The sequence below is a fragment of the Gibbsiella quercinecans genome (genome assembly GCF_002291425.1).
In the GTDB taxonomy this organism is placed as follows: domain Bacteria; phylum Pseudomonadota; class Gammaproteobacteria; order Enterobacterales; family Enterobacteriaceae; genus Gibbsiella; species Gibbsiella quercinecans.
In genome coordinates, this window is record NZ_CP014136.1 from 731,301 (window position 1) to 747,786 (window position 16,486).

Consider the following 16,486-nt stretch of genomic DNA (forward strand, 5'->3'; position numbering starts at 1 on the left):
TATGTCACAATTGCATGTTAAAGACCTATTGCGCAAATGGGCGCCGGTGATGGTGTTATTAATGCTCTGCATAATAATTAGCGCCATTAACCCCAGCTTTTTATCCATGCGCAATTTCTCACGTATTATGACCGCCACCGCGGCGCCGTTAATGGTCGCATTAGGCATCACCTTTATCATTATCATGGGCTCAATCGACCTTTCCATTGAGGGCGTTTTAGCATTCAGCGGCGCATTGCTGGCAATGATGATGATTCACTGGGGAGGATTTACCGGGCTGGGTTATCTCGCTATTCCGGCTACCTTATTATTGTCCGCCGGCCTGGGGCTGTTGACCGGTATTATTCATATCAAACTTAAAATCCCCTCTTTTCTGGTTAGCCTGGGGGTTGGCTTTAGCCTGGTGGGCGCCACCATGGTGATCACTGGCGGGGAGCGTATTCCGCTGGCGGATCCGGTATTCCGCCTGCTGCTGACCGAGCGTTATCTTGATTTCCCGCTGATGGTGTATTTGGCCTGGATCGGCTTTTTTACCGCCTGGTTTATCCAGGAGTACACCGCGCTCGGGCGCAACTTCTATGCCGTGGGCGGCGGTGAGCACCTGGCCTATGCCTCGGGGCTGCACGTTAATCGTATCCGCGTGCTGGGCTTTGCGCTGGCCGGTGCGTTCTATGGCCTGGGAGCGATTTTCGCCGTGGCCCGCCTGGGTTCGGTGGCCAGCAACCTGGGCGATGGCTACGCCTTTGTGGCGATTACCTCGGTGGTGGTCGGCGGCACTTCGCTGATGGGCGGCAACGGCGGCATTTGGCAAACGTTGATCGGCGTGCTGATCATCAACGTTATCAACAACGGCATGGTCCTGGTGGGTTTCCCCACCTATATCCAGCAGGGGGTGTTGGGCGCCCTGGTGATTGTGGCCGTGGCGCTGGTTACCCAGCGTAAACGCTTACAAATTGTGAAGTGATCATCATGCTTGAATTCAAAAATGTAGGAAAGACCTTCCCCGGCGTGATTGCCTTGCAAAACATCAACCTGCAAATAAAACCCGGCGAAATCGTCGGGCTGGTCGGCGAGAACGGCGCGGGTAAATCAACGCTGATGAAAATTATCTACGGCGCCTATCAACATGACAGCGGCGAGGTGCTGATCGACGGTAAACCGGTGGTACTGCGCACGCCGCGCGAAGCCATGATGAAAGGCATCGGCATGGTGTTTCAAGAACAATCGCTGATCGCCAACCTGACGGTGATGGAGAATATTTTTCTGGGTTTTGAGCAGCCGTTTAAAACCCTGGGCGTGATTAACTGGAAGCGAATGGCGAAAGCCGCACGCCAGCAATTGGCCAAGGTAAAGCTGGATATCGATCCAAAAACCATTACCGCCGAATTGTCTTTTACCCAACGGCAATTGGTTGAGCTTGCCAAAGTGCTGACGCTGGAAGAACGCAGCGATGGCCAGCTGATTATTTTACTTGATGAACCAACATCGGTATTACCTGCAAAAGAGATTGATATTCTTTTCGATTTAGTGCGCGAATTAACCAGCCGCGCTTCATTTATTTTTGTATCGCACCGAATGGATGAAGTTATTAACCTGGCCGATCGCATTTATGTCATGAAAGATGGGCAAATAATGGACATGGTCACACGTGATAAATTTGACGTCGCGGCAATCCAGCGTAAAATGGTCGGCCGTGATATTGATCAGCGTTATTTTCGTGAACATCGGAAAGTGGCTTATAACGCCGAGAAATTATTACTCGAGCTAAAAAATATCAGTTTGCCGGGCCACTACAGCAATATTTCATTACGCCTGCACGCCGGGGAAGTATTAGCGCTGGTGGGCACCGAAGGCGCTGGCACCGAAGAAATTATTCGCACCGTTTTTGGCCTGGCGCAGCCCGAACAAGGCGAAGTCACGATTTATGGCAAACCGGTTAAGTCATTTTCCCCGGCCTACAGCATCAGCCGGGGGGTCGGTTATATCCCCCGCGAACGCAAAGTCGAAGGTATTGTGGAAGGCATGTCGGTGGCGGAAAACATCACGCTGGCCAACCTGCACGACTACGCGCGCGCCGGCGTGCTGGCGGTAAACACCGAGCGCCGGCTGGCGCAGGAATGGGTCAGGAAACTGGCCGTCAAAACAGCGTCCATTGATACCCAATGCGGCAAACTCTCCGGCGGCAACCAGCAAAAGGTGGTGCTGGCCAAATGGCGCACCGCGGGCGCCACGATCATTTTGCTCGATCACCCCACCCGAGGGTTGGATATCGGCGCCAAGGAGGATGTGTACGATCTGGTGCGTGATTTCACCGACGAACAGTGCGGCGTGTTGCTGATTGCCGATTCACTGGAAGAGGCCATCGGCCTCGCCCATACCATCATCGTGTTTAAGGATGGCAAGCGGATGCAGCAGTTCGATTGCTGTGGGGCCAATCCCCCCGGCCAATATGACTTGTTGCAGCATATCGTATAGATTACAGAGGTCTGACCCCGATGAAAATTAATCGTACCGAGCCGCTCGTCCTCGCCGCCGCCAACCCGGCGCAGAGCAAAAAACGCCTGGATGCTGTTTCGTTCGACACACTAAAACGTTACCTGCCGATCCTGACCCTGGCCATTCTGGTTATGCTGGTGAGCCTGTATAACCCCGATTTTCTCCTGCTCAATAACCTATTCCAGCTGCTGCAAGATGCCTCTACGCTGTTTATCATGGCGCTGGGCATGACGTTCGTTATCTATATCGGCGGCATCGATCTGTCGGCGCAATCGATCGCCAGCATGTCGACGGTGGTGCTGGTGGTGCTGCTTACGCAGATCGGCATTCTGGCGCTGCCCGTCGCCCTGCTGGGCGGCGCGCTGTTCGGCTGCATTTCCGGCTGGGTGCACACGCGCTTTAAAATCTCTTCGTTCATCACCACTCTGGCGATCGGCGGCGTGGCCTACGCCACCGGCCAGGTGCTCTCGGGCCAGCGCGCCTTCTATATTCCGGCGGATATACGCAACGAAACCGTCGGCTGGATGACCGGCACCCTGTTTAGCCTCCCTAACGAGATCGTGATCGCCACGGTGTTGCTGCTCGGCGCGCTGTTCGTTGAGCGCAGAACCACGCTCGGGCGCCAAATGAAGGCCATCGGCGCCGGCGAAGCCGCGGCCTGGGCCAGCGGCGTGAAGGTGATGAAAGTGAAAATTATTACCTTCGCCATCGCCGGCGCGTTTTCCGCTTTCGCCGGCATCCTGTTGGCGGCCCGCCTTTCCGGCGCCTCGCCGACCATGGCAGACCAGTTTTTGCTACCCGCCATCGTCGCCGTGTTGCTGGGCGGCACGCCGCTGACCGGCGGTGTCGGCGGGGTTCTCAATACGCTGATCGGCACGTTAATCGTGGCCGTTATACGAACCAGCATGACTTATTTGAACGTGGAAGCACAGGCGCAGCAAATCTTCTTCGGCGCGCTGATGATCGTTGCCATCGCTTTCACTATCGACCGTTCAAAAATGATTACCGTAAAATAAATAGAGGAAAAATTTATGATCCCAGCCACAATGAAAGCCGCCGTGCTGACCGCACCGCACCACTTTGAGATCCAGCAGGTGGCCGTGCCCGAATGCGGCGACGACGAGGTGCTGATTCGCGTTTCGCACTGCTCGGTCTGTGGCACCGATATGCACATTTTCAACGGCCACTACTCGGCGGACAAACTGCCGTTAATCCCGGGCCACGAGTTTGCCGGCGAGATCGCCGCCACCGGCGCACGGGTTTCCGGCATCAAGCTGGGCCAACGGGTGATCGCCGATATCAATATCGGCTGCGGCCACTGCTTTTACTGCCGCCGCAATGAGATCCTCAACTGCAAAGACGTGCAGCAAATCGGCATCCATCGCAACGGCGCCTTTGCCGAATACGTGGCGGTGCCGGCGCACCTGGTGATCCCGATCGAAGATAGCCTGTCCTACAGCGAAGCCTGCCTGACCGAGCCGTTCTCCTGCGTGGTGCGCGCCCACAAAAAAATCCGCCTGAGCGTTGCCGAATCCGTGGTCATCATCGGCGCCGGCGCCATCGGCAACATGCATATTCAACTGGCGCGCCTGCTGGGCGCCGCGCCTATTATCGCCGTGGAATTGAACCCGCAGCGCGCCGAGCTGGCGAAACGCTGCGGCGCCGATGAAGTGATCACCAACCCCGAAGGGGCGCTGGAACGCATTCAAAGCCTGACGCAGGGGCGCGGCGCCGATGTGGTGATCGAAAGCGTCGGCCACCCGATGCTGTACCAACAGGCGTTGACCTTTATGCGCCCCGGCGGGCGGCTGCTGGCATTCGGCCTGACCGATGCAGCCACCGACATTGCGGTTAAACCGCATGACATCATTCTGAAGGAACAAGGTATTCAGGGCAGCGTGGCCGGGATGGGGGAAGATATGTATCAGGCGCTGCAGTTACTGAGCCACCAGCGCTTTGATACCGAACCGTTCTGCTCGGGCATTCGGCCACTGGATAATATTCAGCAGGTGTTCGACGAGCTGAAAGCCGCGCCGAAGTACCTGAAAATGCAGATACAAATCGCCGCTAACTAAGCCTCGCTTTGCCGCGCGAGCGGCAAAGCGTCATCAGCGGGGGCAGCCGAACCAGGCCGCCCCCGCGCTGTTTCAGGCCGATACCGCGCCGGGCGTGGGCGCGGCCTCATGCAACAGGCCCTGTTCGCGCAACGTCTGCCAGAAATCATCCGCTATCGGCGCCGCAATCCACTCCAGGCAATTTTGCAGCTGCGCCGCATCGCGGGTACCGGGCACGATGGTCGGCACGCACGGGTGCGCCAGCACGAACTGCAGAGCGGCGGCCGGCAGGCTGACCTGATAGCGGCGGCAAACCTGTTCGATTTCAGCCACTTTCTGCCGCACCTGCGCACTGGCCGGCCCATAGTTGTATTTGGCGTTTTCCACCGCGCCGGTGGCCAGAATGCCGCTATTAAACCCGCCCCCGACCACCACCGCGGCGTTGCGCGCTTCGCACAGCGGCAGGAAGTCATCCAGCGCGTCCTGTTCCAACAGGGTGTAGCGCCCGGCCAACAGGAAGCAATCGAAATCGCCCTGCTGCAGCGCGGCATGGCATATCTGCCATTCGTTTACCCCCACGCCAATCGCCTTCACCACGCCTTCATCGCGCAGTTGCGCCAGTGCACGGTAGGCGCCTTCCATCGCCTGGCGGAAATAGTGCGGCTGCCGTTCGCCATGGGTATAAACATCGCAATCGTGGATAAACGCAATGTCGATGCGCTCCAGCGCCAGGCGCTGCAGGCTGTCTTCGATCGAACGCATCGTGCCGTCGTAGCTGTAATCAAACACCGCCTCAAACGGCAACGGCTGCACCCATACCCCGGAGTCGATTTCCGCCCGTTTCTTCGGCTTGAGCAAACGCCCGACCTTGGTCGACAGCACAAACTCATCGCGCGGATACCAGCGCAGCCCGTGCCCGACGCGCGCTTCGCTTAACCCATGCCCATACATCGGCGCGGTGTCGTAATAGCGGATCCCGTTTTCCCAGGCCAGGTGGATCATTTTGTCGGATTCGGCTTCGCTGATCGGCCTGAATATATTGCCGATGGGCGCGGCGCCATACCCCATCGCCGTTACCTCAATGCCGGTGCGGCCCAAAAAACGCTTCTTTGCTGGATTCATATCACGGCTCCTGTGCGGGAGAAAAAGAGATTCACATTCAGCATACAAATAACTAACAGGATAGTTATATAAGAAGATATGTTTTAAAAATGTTAACTCGCCTGCAAAGCGTTATTTTTCCCATTGCCCGCCCTGCTCTTTCTTGACATGGTAACTAACCAGTTAGTAATTTTATTGTGAAGCCCTGTTGAAGAGGAAAAGGACCATGAGTGGAAAGTTGGTGCAGGTGGACGATGCGGTAGCGCGGATCAAAGATGGCGCCACCGTTGCTTTTACCGGTTCAGGCGGCGGTTTACTGGAAGCGGATTACGTGATGGCGGCGCTGGCCGAGCGCTACCGCACAACCGGGCACCCGCGGAATCTGACGCTGATCCATGCGCTGGGCATTGGCAACGGCAAAGGGAGCGGCCTGGGCCGCATGGCCCTGCCGGGCATGGTTAAGCGCATTATCGGCGGCCACTGGTCCTGGGCGCCGGAGCTGCAAAAAATGGCGCGCGATAACGAAATAGAAGCCTATTGCCTGCCCACCGGCATCATCATGACGCTTTACCGGGAAAGCGGCGCCGGCCGGCCGGGGGTAATTTCCACCGTCGGCCTGGGCACCTTTGTCGATCCCATCCATAACGGCGGCAAATGCAATACCCTCACCCAGGAAGAGATCGTTACGCGGATCACGCTTGATGGCAAAACCTACCTGCACTATAAGCCGTTCCATATTGACGTGGCGATTATCCGCGGCTCGCAGGCCGATCTGGACGCCAACATCTCCACCAGCGAAGAACCCGCCGATCTGGATATTTACGCCATCGCCCTGGCGGCCCACAACGCGGGCGGGATCGTGATTGCCCAGGTGAAATCGCTGCAGCAGGCCCACTTCACCCCGGCGCGCAAGGTCCGTGTGCCTGGGGTGATGGTGGATTATGTGGTTGAATATCCGCAGCAGCAGCAGAGCTACCTGGGCGAATACGATGCGGCGATCTCCGGCCAGGCCGCACCGCCGGAGCAAAAAAGCCCGCCGGTGCAGCCGGAGGGGATTCGGCGCATCGTTTCTGCACTGGCCGCACGCGAACTGCGGCCCAATATGCGCATCAACTATGGTTTCGGCATTCCCGGCGGCGTTTCGGCCATGGCCGATAAAACAGTGGTGGATTCCTGCTGGGAGATGGTGGAACAAGGCATCCATAACGGCGAGCTGTTGGACGGCGCCCTGTTTGGCGCCGCGCGCTACCCGCATGCGATCGTCAGCTCGCTCGATCAGTTCGATCTGTTTAGCGGCGGCGGGCTGGACATCACGTTCCTCGGCATGGGCGAAATGGACGCAGAGGGGAATGTCAACGTTTCGCAACTGGGCGATACCATTGTCGGCCCCGGCGGGTTCATCGACATCACCTGCGGCGCGCAAAAGGTGGTGTTCTGCGGCACCTTTGAGGCCAAGGGATTGGCGGTTGCCCAACGCGGCGATGCCTTGCATATCGAATCTTACGGCCAGTTGCCCAAGCTGGTTGAAAAGGTCCGCCATATCACCTTCAGCGGCCCGGAAGCGTTAAAACGTGGCCAGGAGGTGATCTACATTACCGAACGCGCCATTTTCAAACTGACCGACGAAGGGCTGGCGCTGATTGGCAAGGTAAAAGGCACCGATCTGGAACAGGATATTTTGCAGCGCATGCAGTTCCGCCCCAGAATCGACAACGTGCAGGACATTGCCCTGTGAACGCAGACCGTTAGGCGGTATACAGCCCCAGGCGCCCAGCATTACGGGGCGCTAATCACAAGAGACGGTGAGGTTATCGATAATCTGCTGGCAATCGACACTGTCGGATCAGCAGTCGCACCGCACCATGAGGCAATTTTAGCGCTGATGGATGAAATTGAATCTCTGAAGGCGAGGTTGGAAAATACAAGTCAATGGCCGGATAAACCGGCCAGATTCGCCGAAAGCATAAAAACTCCCCTCGTCCGGAGGGGAGGGGCGGGTTACCATTGATCGCGGTAATCGAATGACACTTGATAGTCATATTTGCCCAGATCAATTTGATGAATCAGGTATTTCTGAAGGTAGGGAACCCAAGCAGGAATAACATCAAAGCCGCCATTGTTAATGATGTTCTCTTTTGGATTAACCGTCTGTTCAATGACGGTATCATCATCTCCTAAATCTGGAGAATACTCTTCACCAATAAAGTCTTCGTTTTTTTTATCAAACCAAGTTAAATTTATCTTTATGCCCATAATGTTAATCTCCTTATAAATATTTTTTGATGTTTCGTTTAGGGTCTGCGGGTTTTAGTTGTTTGCCAGTTTTCGGATCAAATGCACCTATATGCTGACCGTCGCTAGCCCTGTACCCTTCCAGTTCTCCATGCTGGGAATCCCATTCATAGATTTTACGACCTTTATCATCGATCCAACGTTTACGTGTACCCGCTCCACCTTGTTTAGGCGTTTTTTCTTTACCACGTCTTAAATCACCCAGCCCATTAATCTCTTCAGTTTTAGGGGCGGAGTGATACTCATGGCCTTTTTCTTTAACACCTCTCCTTGGTTTACTAGCCATCACATAAATCGGCTCAACCCCAGTCCCTGTTGCATCCGGCTGCCACAGGATGAAGTCTTGCATATCATGAACAACGTCTGCAGGGAAAGTCGTTACGACGATGCTATCTGCCTGCTTCACCTCCGACCCGGTATGTACCGGTGTCGTTGGCACTGGCGAATCATTACCGGTATGGGCTGGAGCCGCAGGGCCAGTCAGCACCGGGTTTATCAGTATCGTCCGTGCAGGTACACCTTCCATCGCGGGCAAGGTGATTTTATCAAGCCCCGTTTTCTCATCACGGACAGGTCTGAACACGGGGACGCTTGGAGACACGCCGCCAACGCCTGTTTTGACGAAGTTTACACTCTGCTTCCCGTCGCTGTCGGTTGAAATAAACCCGCGAACGGGCAAATCCACCGAGGTCATTCCAGGCTGGATAGTGGTTTGACCTGCCGCTGCCAGGCTTGCCTGAAAGGCAAACAGATTGACATCCCGCCCTGGAACCTGGTCACTTCCTGTTCCGGCTTCCTTCGAGTAGAAAGCGAGAGTAAATGCACCGAGCACCGACCCTGTGGCGACAACAGTGCTGGCACGTATACTGCCAACCTCATAAGCACCTCGCCACAACGCACTGGACACCCAACCTGAAAACTCGCTGGTTGCCGTCGCGACGCCTTTCGCGACCGAAGACCACTGTATCATGCCGGGTGTGCGGTTTAGAATTGTCGCTCCCGCCGCCGCCAATGCGGCATTGGCGGATTTCACCATTTCCGGGGTGTAGGTTGGGGCATCCAAAACACCAGCCTTGGCGAACAAGGCTTTTCTTGCCTCTTCAGCTTTCCTCGCTTCTTCTGTTCTGCGTGCTTCTTCGGCCTTGCGGGCTTCTTCTGCTTTACGGGCTTCTTCTGCTTTTCGTGCTTCCTCAGCTTTACGAGCTTCTTCTTCTCGACGGGCCTCTTCGACTTTACGGGCCTCTTCAGTTCTACGAACTTCTTCGACCATTTCGTTCTGTATTTTATTCCACTGATTGTAGGCGTCGGTCAGGGAAGGGACTTCTACGTTATTCTTCAAGTAGGTTATCTTGACATTATCGTTTTTGCCCGAACTAATCTCATTTTTGGTGACGACTTCGGTCATGACCTTATTGTTATCAAGCCAGAAACCATCAGGTATCTCACCACGTAATACGGCGGAATATGTATCAAGAGTCACCTTATTTTCAGCCATTGTAACATTATCATTATTGGAGCCTTTGGGTTTGTTTGGATAATTAAATAGCTTATGCCCAGTCTCAACCCAGCCAAAAACTCCTGCGTCACCAGGATTGGCGGCCACCACGCTTAGCGACTGGCGTTTTACTTCTGGTTTTACTGTCTCAAATGTTTTTACTATAGCGTCAGCTTGGTCTTGACGTATCCCGGAGACCTCTAGGTTTAATATACCGTCTCTATCTAATTTCGTTAGGGTAACTTTCGCTGATGGGTTAATGGAACGGGCTCTTTTTAGTAGATCAATGAGCATGTTTTTAATCGCCGGATCATTCCGAACGGCGTTTACTTGGCGTTGCGCGGCAGATTCTTTGGAATTGTTGTTTGTGTCACGATTACCAGCATTTCCACTGGAGCCCCCGCCTGGATCTGGGCCATCCCCTCGCTCGCTGCTCCAGCCAGTGCCATCACCTTTTCCACCATAATTAAATCCAGGCATCGCTTTCTCCTTATTTATTTTATGAAGACAGCGGGATAAACGTTTTAAATGTTAAAGACACTATTTATCCTGCTCAAAAATACTCGGTTACCCGTTTTAAGAATGACGAGGTGTTGAAATATCCCCTTCCATCGCCGCTAATCGCAGTTCCAAGGCCAGCCGGGCCTCTCGTTCTTCCTTCAACGCCTCAACCAGCAACGCCACAACACCATTGATGTTGATGCCCCGTGCGTCTTTCAGCATGCTGCCATCGTTGAGTGTCAGCATCGTGGTGGTCACAGACTGTGGCAACACGCTTTCCACTTCCTGGGCAATGACCCCAGCTTCCGGAACCCCCTGTTTGAGGTAGGTATAGCCGCTGATTTTTTCCAGCTTATCCAGTGCGTCGGCAATCTTCTCAACGTCGGTTTTCATCCGCACATCTGAGCTGCTGTGCCAACTCCCGTTGGTGTAGGCGTGGCCATCATTACGGAACTCATACCAACCCTGTGCGCCACCATTAGCAACATGTAGCCCCAGGAAATGGTGCTGGCCGATACGTTCATAATGGTAAAAGTCCGCAGACATATCGGCCCGGGCCTGAATCCATAGGCCATTGGTTTTCCTGCCCGTGTTGTTATCCACGCTGCGGTTACCCGAAGCAATAATCCACCCTTCGGGATTGCGCTTGGTCAATTGCCCCACAGAAAGCTCAGCATTGGGTCTGACCTGAAGTTCGTTCCAGTTCCCTTGCCAATCCTGATAGGAGAGCAACCCATAATCCTCCTTGCCCGTGACAACCCGCGCCCCCATCATCATCGTGGTGGTCACATCACCGCTGGTAAAACAGGTTTTTATCGCCGGTGCGTTATACGTTTGCCCATTAATAAGGGAGGCCGGGCCGGTGGTCTTGGCTGCAATGCCCGCGTTATGCGACACCAACGCGCCACCGGAAATGTCAACACCGTTACGCAGGGAAACCCTGCCGGTTGAAAGATTAAAAGACAGCGGCCGCAGCGTATTCCACTGCCCATCCTGCGCCTGCCCGCTAGCCGTGGTCAGGGCATAAAAGTCCTTGCCGTCATTACGTAACATAACGCCGGTGTTGCCGTATGCCAGGCGGAAACCGTTTGCCGATTTGGACACCACCTCAGCATCACTGATCACACGTTTGCGCAACGTAGACAGCGATTTCAGCTCGGTAATATCCTCATTAACACCGTTAATCACCTGCGCATTTTTCTTTTCTTCAGCCATTGTATTTCTCCATTTTCACGCTTGTTTTCTGGTGATTGGCAGCGCTCTGTATCCTCCCTGGAAACCTGGCGAACAGGTACCGGAATTCATAGTTAGGCTGCATGACCAGGAATAACACACAGAAATTACTGTATGTATAACCAGTAAAATAGCGTTGTGAATATGGCGCGTCAATTGAGAGTGATAATCAGTTGTTGTGTGGTGAGTGATACAAAATCAGCGGATTGGCGATGGGTAAACAACGTGGCGTGATGAGAGAAATGCAGGCTATGGCCCATGCCGATTTAATCGGGATTTCGCAAACAGAACGGCGGATGGAATCGAAGAGAAAACCGCCGTGGCTGGCTCAACGGGCGGTTTTCAATGGCAAAGGCTGCCGTCAGGGCTTCAGGATACGCATGATGGTGTCGATGTTGAAATCCAGGCGCTTTTGCAACGCGTCGGGACCCATAAAGTTGCGGTCAAACAAGATAGCGCCGGTGTATTTATTGGTGAAGTAATAGTAGCTCACCGCCGCGATGGTAATGATCAGCTGTTCCGGATCCACCCCCGGCCGGAAGATCCCTTCCTGCGCCCCGCGCTTAAGTATATTGCCCATCAGGCTGACCATTGATTGCTGCGCCGATTTAATCGCCTCGGATTTTTTCAGGTGCACCGCGCGGTGGAGGTTTTCACTGTTGACCAGCGTGAGGAACTCCGGGTTTTTCAGGTAGTAGTGCCAGGTAAAACGCACCAGGGTTTCGATCGCTTCCTGCGGCGGCAACCGCTCAAGATGCAGCTTCTTTTCCGCCTCGCGGATGTCCAGGTAGGAATCTTCAACCACCTTCTGGAACAGCTCTTCTTTGCTGCCAAAATAGTGGTAGATCATACGTTTATTGGATTTTGCCTTTTCAGCAACGATATCAATACGCGCGCCCCCCAACCCTTTTTGCGCAAACTCCCGCTTTGCCGCTTTAAGAATCCGCTTCTGCGTTGCAACGGGATCGCGTACCTGTGTTGGTTTTTCGGCTGTTATTTTAGTCATTTCTCGTTTTTTATCGCGTAGATGGCCTGTGATTACATCTTTATCACTTTATGGAAATCAAGAGAATTTTTCCACTTTATGTTTTTTCTGCTAAGCGGATAACAATTTTATTACAAAACCCCTTACGTCCCCCAGATGATGATAAAACCCGTGCTAGTATATGTAACTAATTGGTTATATATAGTGTGAAATCTTTTTTCTAAACAGACGATTAATTGCAAATGTAATCAATACAGCTGGCTAACCGCATGCAGCCCGCGCCGCTGGCCCACACCGCACCGTGCGCCGGCCTGTTCAAGAATGATGAGAGGGAGAGTATGGGTAACTTTTTTCATAATGTTGACTTGAATCATCCATTGCTGCCGGCAAAAGCACATGAGTTCCAGATGTTCATCAATGGCGAATGGACCCAAGGGCACGCAACGGCGTTTTTCACCCGCAATAGCCCGGCGCACGGTATCCCGGTCAGCCGCTATCCGGCCGGCACCGCCGAAGATGCCGATGCCGCCATTCAGGCCGCGCGCCACGCCTTTGATTCCGGCGTGTGGTCGCGCCGCAGCGGTGCAGAACGCGCGCAGGTGCTGCTTGCCACCGCACAGTTGATCCGTAAACACCTCGATAAGCTCACCCTGCTTGAAACGCTGGAAACCGGCAAACCGCTGGGCCAGGCGCGCGGCGAGATCCTGGGGGCGGCCGATATCTGGGAATACGCCGCCGGGGTGGCGCGCAGCATCAGCGGCGACAGCTTCAACAACCTTGGCCAGAATATGTTTGGCCTGGTCACCCGCGAACCGATCGGGGTGGTGGGCGTGATTACACCGTGGAACTTCCCGTTCTTCATCGGGGCGGAACGCTACCCTTATATTCTGGCGGCCGGCTGCACGCTGGTGGCGAAAGCGGCCGAGATCACCTCTGGCACTACGCTGCTGCTGGCGGAACTGTTGCAGGAAGCCGGCTTGCCGGACGGGGTATTCAACGTGGTGACCGGCGCCGGCAACGTGGTCGGCCAGCGCATCACCGAACATAACGACGTGGATATGGTGTCGTTCACCGGTTCCACCAGCGTGGGCCAAAGCACGCTGCGCGCCGCCGCCGGCAATATCAAGCGGCTGGGGCTGGAACTGGGGGGCAAAAACCCGCAGATCGTGTTTGCCGATGCGGATCTGGATGCCGCGCTGGACGGCACGCTGTTCGGCTTTTTGTTCAATACCGGCCAGTGCTGCGTCAGCGGCAGCCGCCTGCTGGTGGAGCGCTCAATCCATCAAGCCTTCTGCCAACGCCTGGTGGAGCGGGCGCAGCGGGTCAAGATTGGCGATCCGCTGCACGAAGCGACCCAGGTTGGGGCGATCATCAGCGAAAAGCACCATCAAACCATTTTGGGCTATATCGCCCAGGGCAAACAAGAAGGCGCGACGCTGCTGACCGGCGGCAACGCCATTGCCAGCAACAGCGGGTGGTTCATCGAACCGACCATCTTCGACAACGTGACGCCCGAAATGGCGATTTTCCGCGAAGAGATCTTCGGCCCGGTGTTGTGTGTCACCCCGTTTGACAGCGACGAAGAAGCCATCGCCATCGCCAACGACTCCTGCTACGGCCTGGCCGCCAGCATCTGGACGGCCAATCTGGATCGCGCCATTCAGGGGTTCCGTGATTTAAAAGCCGGCCGTTTGTGGGTGAACACCACCATTGCCGGCGGCCCCGAGCTGCCCTCCGGCGGCTTTAAGCAATCCGGTATTGGCCGTGAAAGCGGCACCTACGGCGTTGACGAGTATACCGAACTGAAATCGGTCCATATCCAGTTGGGGCAACGCAATAAATGGCTGGCTGATTGAGTTAATTATCGGGGAATCAGGCATGTACGATTATATAGTTATTGGTGGCGGTTCGGCCGGCAGCGTGCTGGCGGCGCGGTTGAGCGAGCAGCAGGCATGCCGCGTTTTGCTGGTTGAAGCCGGGCCCAAGGATACCAACCCTTACATTCACCTGCCGGTGGGGTTCAGCAAAATGACCGGCGGCCCATTGACCTGGGGCTTCCATACCGCGGCCCAGCCGCATATGAATCAGCGCGAAATGCTGTTCGCCCAAGGGCGCGTGCTGGGGGGCAGCAGCTCGATCAACGCCGAAGTATTCACCCGCGGCAACCCGGCGGACTATGACCGCTGGGCCACGCAGGAAGGCTGCGAAGGCTGGTCGTTTGCCGATATTCAACGCTATTTCATCAAGGCGGAAGACAACGATACCTTTTCCGCGCCCTGGCACGGTAACGGCGGGCCGCTCGGCGTATCCAGCCCGATAAACCCCAACCTGATGAGCAAAACCTTCGCCAAAGCCTGCCAGCAAGCCGGGTTGCCCTATAACCCCGATTTCAACGGTGAAAAACAGGCGGGCAGCGGGCTTTACCAAACCACCACCCGCCATGCCCGCCGCTGCTCCGCCGCCGTGGGCTACCTGAAAGATGCGCGCAAACGCAAAAACCTGACCATTATCACCGGCTGCCAGATCACCCGGCTGTTGGTGGAAAACCAACGGGCGGTCGGCGTGGAAGTGGTGCGCAACGGCCAGTTGCAGCAGTTGCGCGCCAGCGGCGAAGTAATTGTCAGCGCCGGCGCAATCGGCTCCCCCAAGCTGTTGTTGCTTTCCGGCATCGGCCCGGCAGATAGCCTGCGCCAATTGGGCATCCCTGTGGTGGCCGATCTGCCCGGCGTCGGGCAAAATCTGCAGGATCACCTCGGGGTCGATCTGATCTACGAACTGCGCCAGCCGCTGAGCTACGACAAATACAAACAGCCGCACTGGATGCTGTGGGCCGGGCTGGAATACCTGCTGTTCCGTAAGGGGCCGGTTTGTTCAAACATTGTCGAAGGCGGCGCCTTTTGGTCTGTTGATCCGCAATCGGCAACGCCGGACACCCAAATCCATTTCCTGGCCGGCGCCGGAGTGGAAGCCGGCATCCCGCCGGTCAAGTCAGGCTCCGGCGTCACCATCAACAGCTACTTCCTGCGCCCACACAGCCGGGGCAGCGTTAGCCTGCGCACCGCCAACGCCGCTGATGCCCCGCTGATCAACCCCAACTACCTTGCCGATCCGCGGGATCTCAAGATGACGGTGGCGGGCATCAAACTGATGCGCGAGATCATGGCGCAGAGTGCCTTCGCGCCCTACCTACGCCGTGAACATATGCCCGGCGACGGCGTGCAAAACGACGCCGCGCTGGAAGACTATATCCGCCAGTTCGGCCGCACCTGCTACCACCCGGTCGGCACCTGTAAAATGGGCGGCGATCCGCAGGCCGTGGTGGATACCGCCCTGCGCGTACACGGCATCGCCGGGCTGCGCGTGGCGGACTCTTCGGTGATGCCAAGCCTGGTAAGTTCCAACACCAACGCACCGACGATTATGATCGCGGAGAAAGCCAGCGATCTGATTATCGCAGCACGTTAATCACGGATGTCACGCCGGATGCCGTGGGCAAAAACCGGTTGAATTTATAACTAAATAGTTATTTACTTAAATGTAAAACAAGAACCCTATACCATCTTGAAGGGGAATAAGCTGATGAAAATTCTGGTACCCGTCAAACGCGTTGTCGATCACAACGTCAAGGTCAGAGTGAAGAGCGATCACAGCCAGGTCGATCTGGCCAACACCAAAATGGCGCTGAACCCTTTTTGTGAGATCGCGATAGAAGAAGCCGTGCGGCTGAAAGAAAAAGGCATCGCCAGTGAGATCGTGGTGGTGACGATTGGCCCGGATGCTGCGCAAGAACAGCTGCGCACCGCGCTGGCGATGGGGGCCGATCGCGGCCTGCTGATCGCCTGCGATAGCCCGCTGGAACCGCTCACGCTGGCAAAAGTGCTGGCAAAGGTGGTGGAACAGGAACAACCGCAGCTGATCTTAATGGGCAAACAGTCGATCGACGGCGATAACAACCAAACCGGGCAGATGCTGGCGGCCCTGTGCGGCTATCCGCAGGCGACCTTTGCCGCAGCGTTAGCGATTGAAGGCGGCGAGGCGCTGGTGACCCGTGAGGTTGACGGCGGTCTGCAGCGCCTGGCGCTGTCTCTGCCGGCGGTGGTGACCACCGATCTGCGCCTTAACCAACCCCGCTATACCTCTCTGCCGAACCTGATGAAGGCAAAACGCAAACCGCTCAACGTCACACCGTTTAGCGACTACGGCATTGAACCGCGCACGCACGTCAGTCTGCTGAAAGTGGAAACGCCGCCGGCCCGCCAGGCGGGCGTTCAGGTAGCCAACGTCGACGAACTGATCGATAAGCTGAAACACCAAGCGAAGGTAATTTGA

Annotated in this window: 13 protein-coding genes; 8 read left to right on the plus strand and 5 right to left on the minus strand. The window is 55.7% G+C overall.

Annotation, left to right across the window (positions count from 1 at the left end; genetic code table 11):
- Position 1: 1 nt before the first annotated feature.
- Genes ACN28Q_RS03430 through ACN28Q_RS03445 form a run of 4 tightly spaced genes read left to right on the plus strand, consistent with a single transcriptional unit; the run spans position 2 to position 4,571 of the window.
- Positions 2–964 carry an ABC transporter permease gene (locus ACN28Q_RS03430; RefSeq protein ID WP_095845042.1) on the plus strand — a complete coding sequence of 321 codons (963 nt, stop codon included), beginning with the start codon at positions 2–4 and terminating at the stop codon, positions 962–964.
- 5 nt (positions 965–969) lie between these two features.
- The gene (locus ACN28Q_RS03435) at positions 970–2,475 is read left to right on the plus strand and encodes a sugar ABC transporter ATP-binding protein (protein ID WP_095848898.1); all 1,506 of its coding nucleotides are present in this window, start codon (positions 970–972) and stop codon (positions 2,473–2,475) included.
- Positions 2,476–2,495: 20 nt separating this feature from the next.
- Positions 2,496–3,512, plus strand: coding sequence for an ABC transporter permease (locus ACN28Q_RS03440; RefSeq protein WP_095845043.1), 1,017 nt, complete (start codon positions 2,496–2,498; stop codon positions 3,510–3,512).
- A 15-nt stretch (positions 3,513–3,527) separates the two neighbouring features.
- Entirely contained in the window at positions 3,528–4,571 is a 1,044-nt protein-coding gene (locus ACN28Q_RS03445) for a zinc-dependent alcohol dehydrogenase (protein WP_095845044.1), read from the plus strand.
- Between the two features lie 72 nt (positions 4,572–4,643).
- Here the strand turns inward: ACN28Q_RS03445 and ACN28Q_RS03450 are convergent, their stop codons facing one another.
- Positions 4,644–5,672 carry an aldo/keto reductase gene (locus ACN28Q_RS03450; RefSeq protein WP_095845045.1) on the minus strand — a complete coding sequence of 343 codons (1,029 nt, stop codon included), beginning with the start codon at positions 5,670–5,672 and terminating at the stop codon, positions 4,644–4,646.
- A 205-nt stretch (positions 5,673–5,877) separates the two neighbouring features.
- Between ACN28Q_RS03450 and ACN28Q_RS03455 the strand changes: the two genes are divergently transcribed.
- A complete protein-coding gene (locus tag ACN28Q_RS03455) occupies positions 5,878–7,386 on the plus strand; it encodes an acyl CoA:acetate/3-ketoacid CoA transferase (protein ID WP_095845046.1) in 1,509 nt (502 codons plus the stop codon).
- A 263-nt stretch (positions 7,387–7,649) separates the two neighbouring features.
- Here the strand turns inward: ACN28Q_RS03455 and ACN28Q_RS03460 are convergent, their stop codons facing one another.
- The 4 genes from ACN28Q_RS03460 to ACN28Q_RS03475 all read right to left on the minus strand — a co-directional run bounded on the left by ACN28Q_RS03460 (position 7,650) and on the right by ACN28Q_RS03475 (position 12,178).
- Complete coding sequence (locus ACN28Q_RS03460) at positions 7,650–7,904, minus strand: colicin E3-like toxin immunity protein (RefSeq protein ID WP_095845047.1); 255 nt, start codon at positions 7,902–7,904, stop codon at positions 7,650–7,652.
- A 13-nt stretch (positions 7,905–7,917) separates the two neighbouring features.
- Entirely contained in the window at positions 7,918–9,918 is a 2,001-nt protein-coding gene (locus tag ACN28Q_RS03465; RefSeq protein WP_230469403.1) for an S-type pyocin domain-containing protein, read from the minus strand.
- 96 nt (positions 9,919–10,014) lie between these two features.
- Complete coding sequence (locus ACN28Q_RS03470; protein WP_095845048.1) at positions 10,015–11,154, minus strand: tail fiber domain-containing protein; 1,140 nt, start codon at positions 11,152–11,154, stop codon at positions 10,015–10,017.
- A gap of 379 nt (positions 11,155–11,533) precedes the next feature.
- Positions 11,534–12,178 carry a TetR/AcrR family transcriptional regulator gene (locus ACN28Q_RS03475; RefSeq protein WP_095845049.1) on the minus strand — a complete coding sequence of 215 codons (645 nt, stop codon included), beginning with the start codon at positions 12,176–12,178 and terminating at the stop codon, positions 11,534–11,536.
- Between the two features lie 317 nt (positions 12,179–12,495).
- On the opposite strand from ACN28Q_RS03475, the gene ACN28Q_RS03480 reads away from it, so the two are divergent.
- The 3 genes from ACN28Q_RS03480 (at position 12,496) to ACN28Q_RS03490 (ending at position 16,486) form a co-directional block, all read left to right on the plus strand.
- Positions 12,496–14,013 (plus strand): aldehyde dehydrogenase family protein, encoded by a 1,518-nt coding sequence (locus ACN28Q_RS03480; RefSeq protein WP_095848900.1) that lies wholly within the window; start codon positions 12,496–12,498, stop codon positions 14,011–14,013.
- A gap of 22 nt (positions 14,014–14,035) precedes the next feature.
- A complete protein-coding gene (locus ACN28Q_RS03485; RefSeq protein WP_095845050.1) occupies positions 14,036–15,622 on the plus strand; it encodes a GMC family oxidoreductase in 1,587 nt (528 codons plus the stop codon).
- Positions 15,623–15,736: 114 nt separating this feature from the next.
- Positions 15,737–16,486 (plus strand): electron transfer flavoprotein subunit beta/FixA family protein, encoded by a 750-nt coding sequence (locus ACN28Q_RS03490; RefSeq protein ID WP_095845051.1) that lies wholly within the window; start codon positions 15,737–15,739, stop codon positions 16,484–16,486.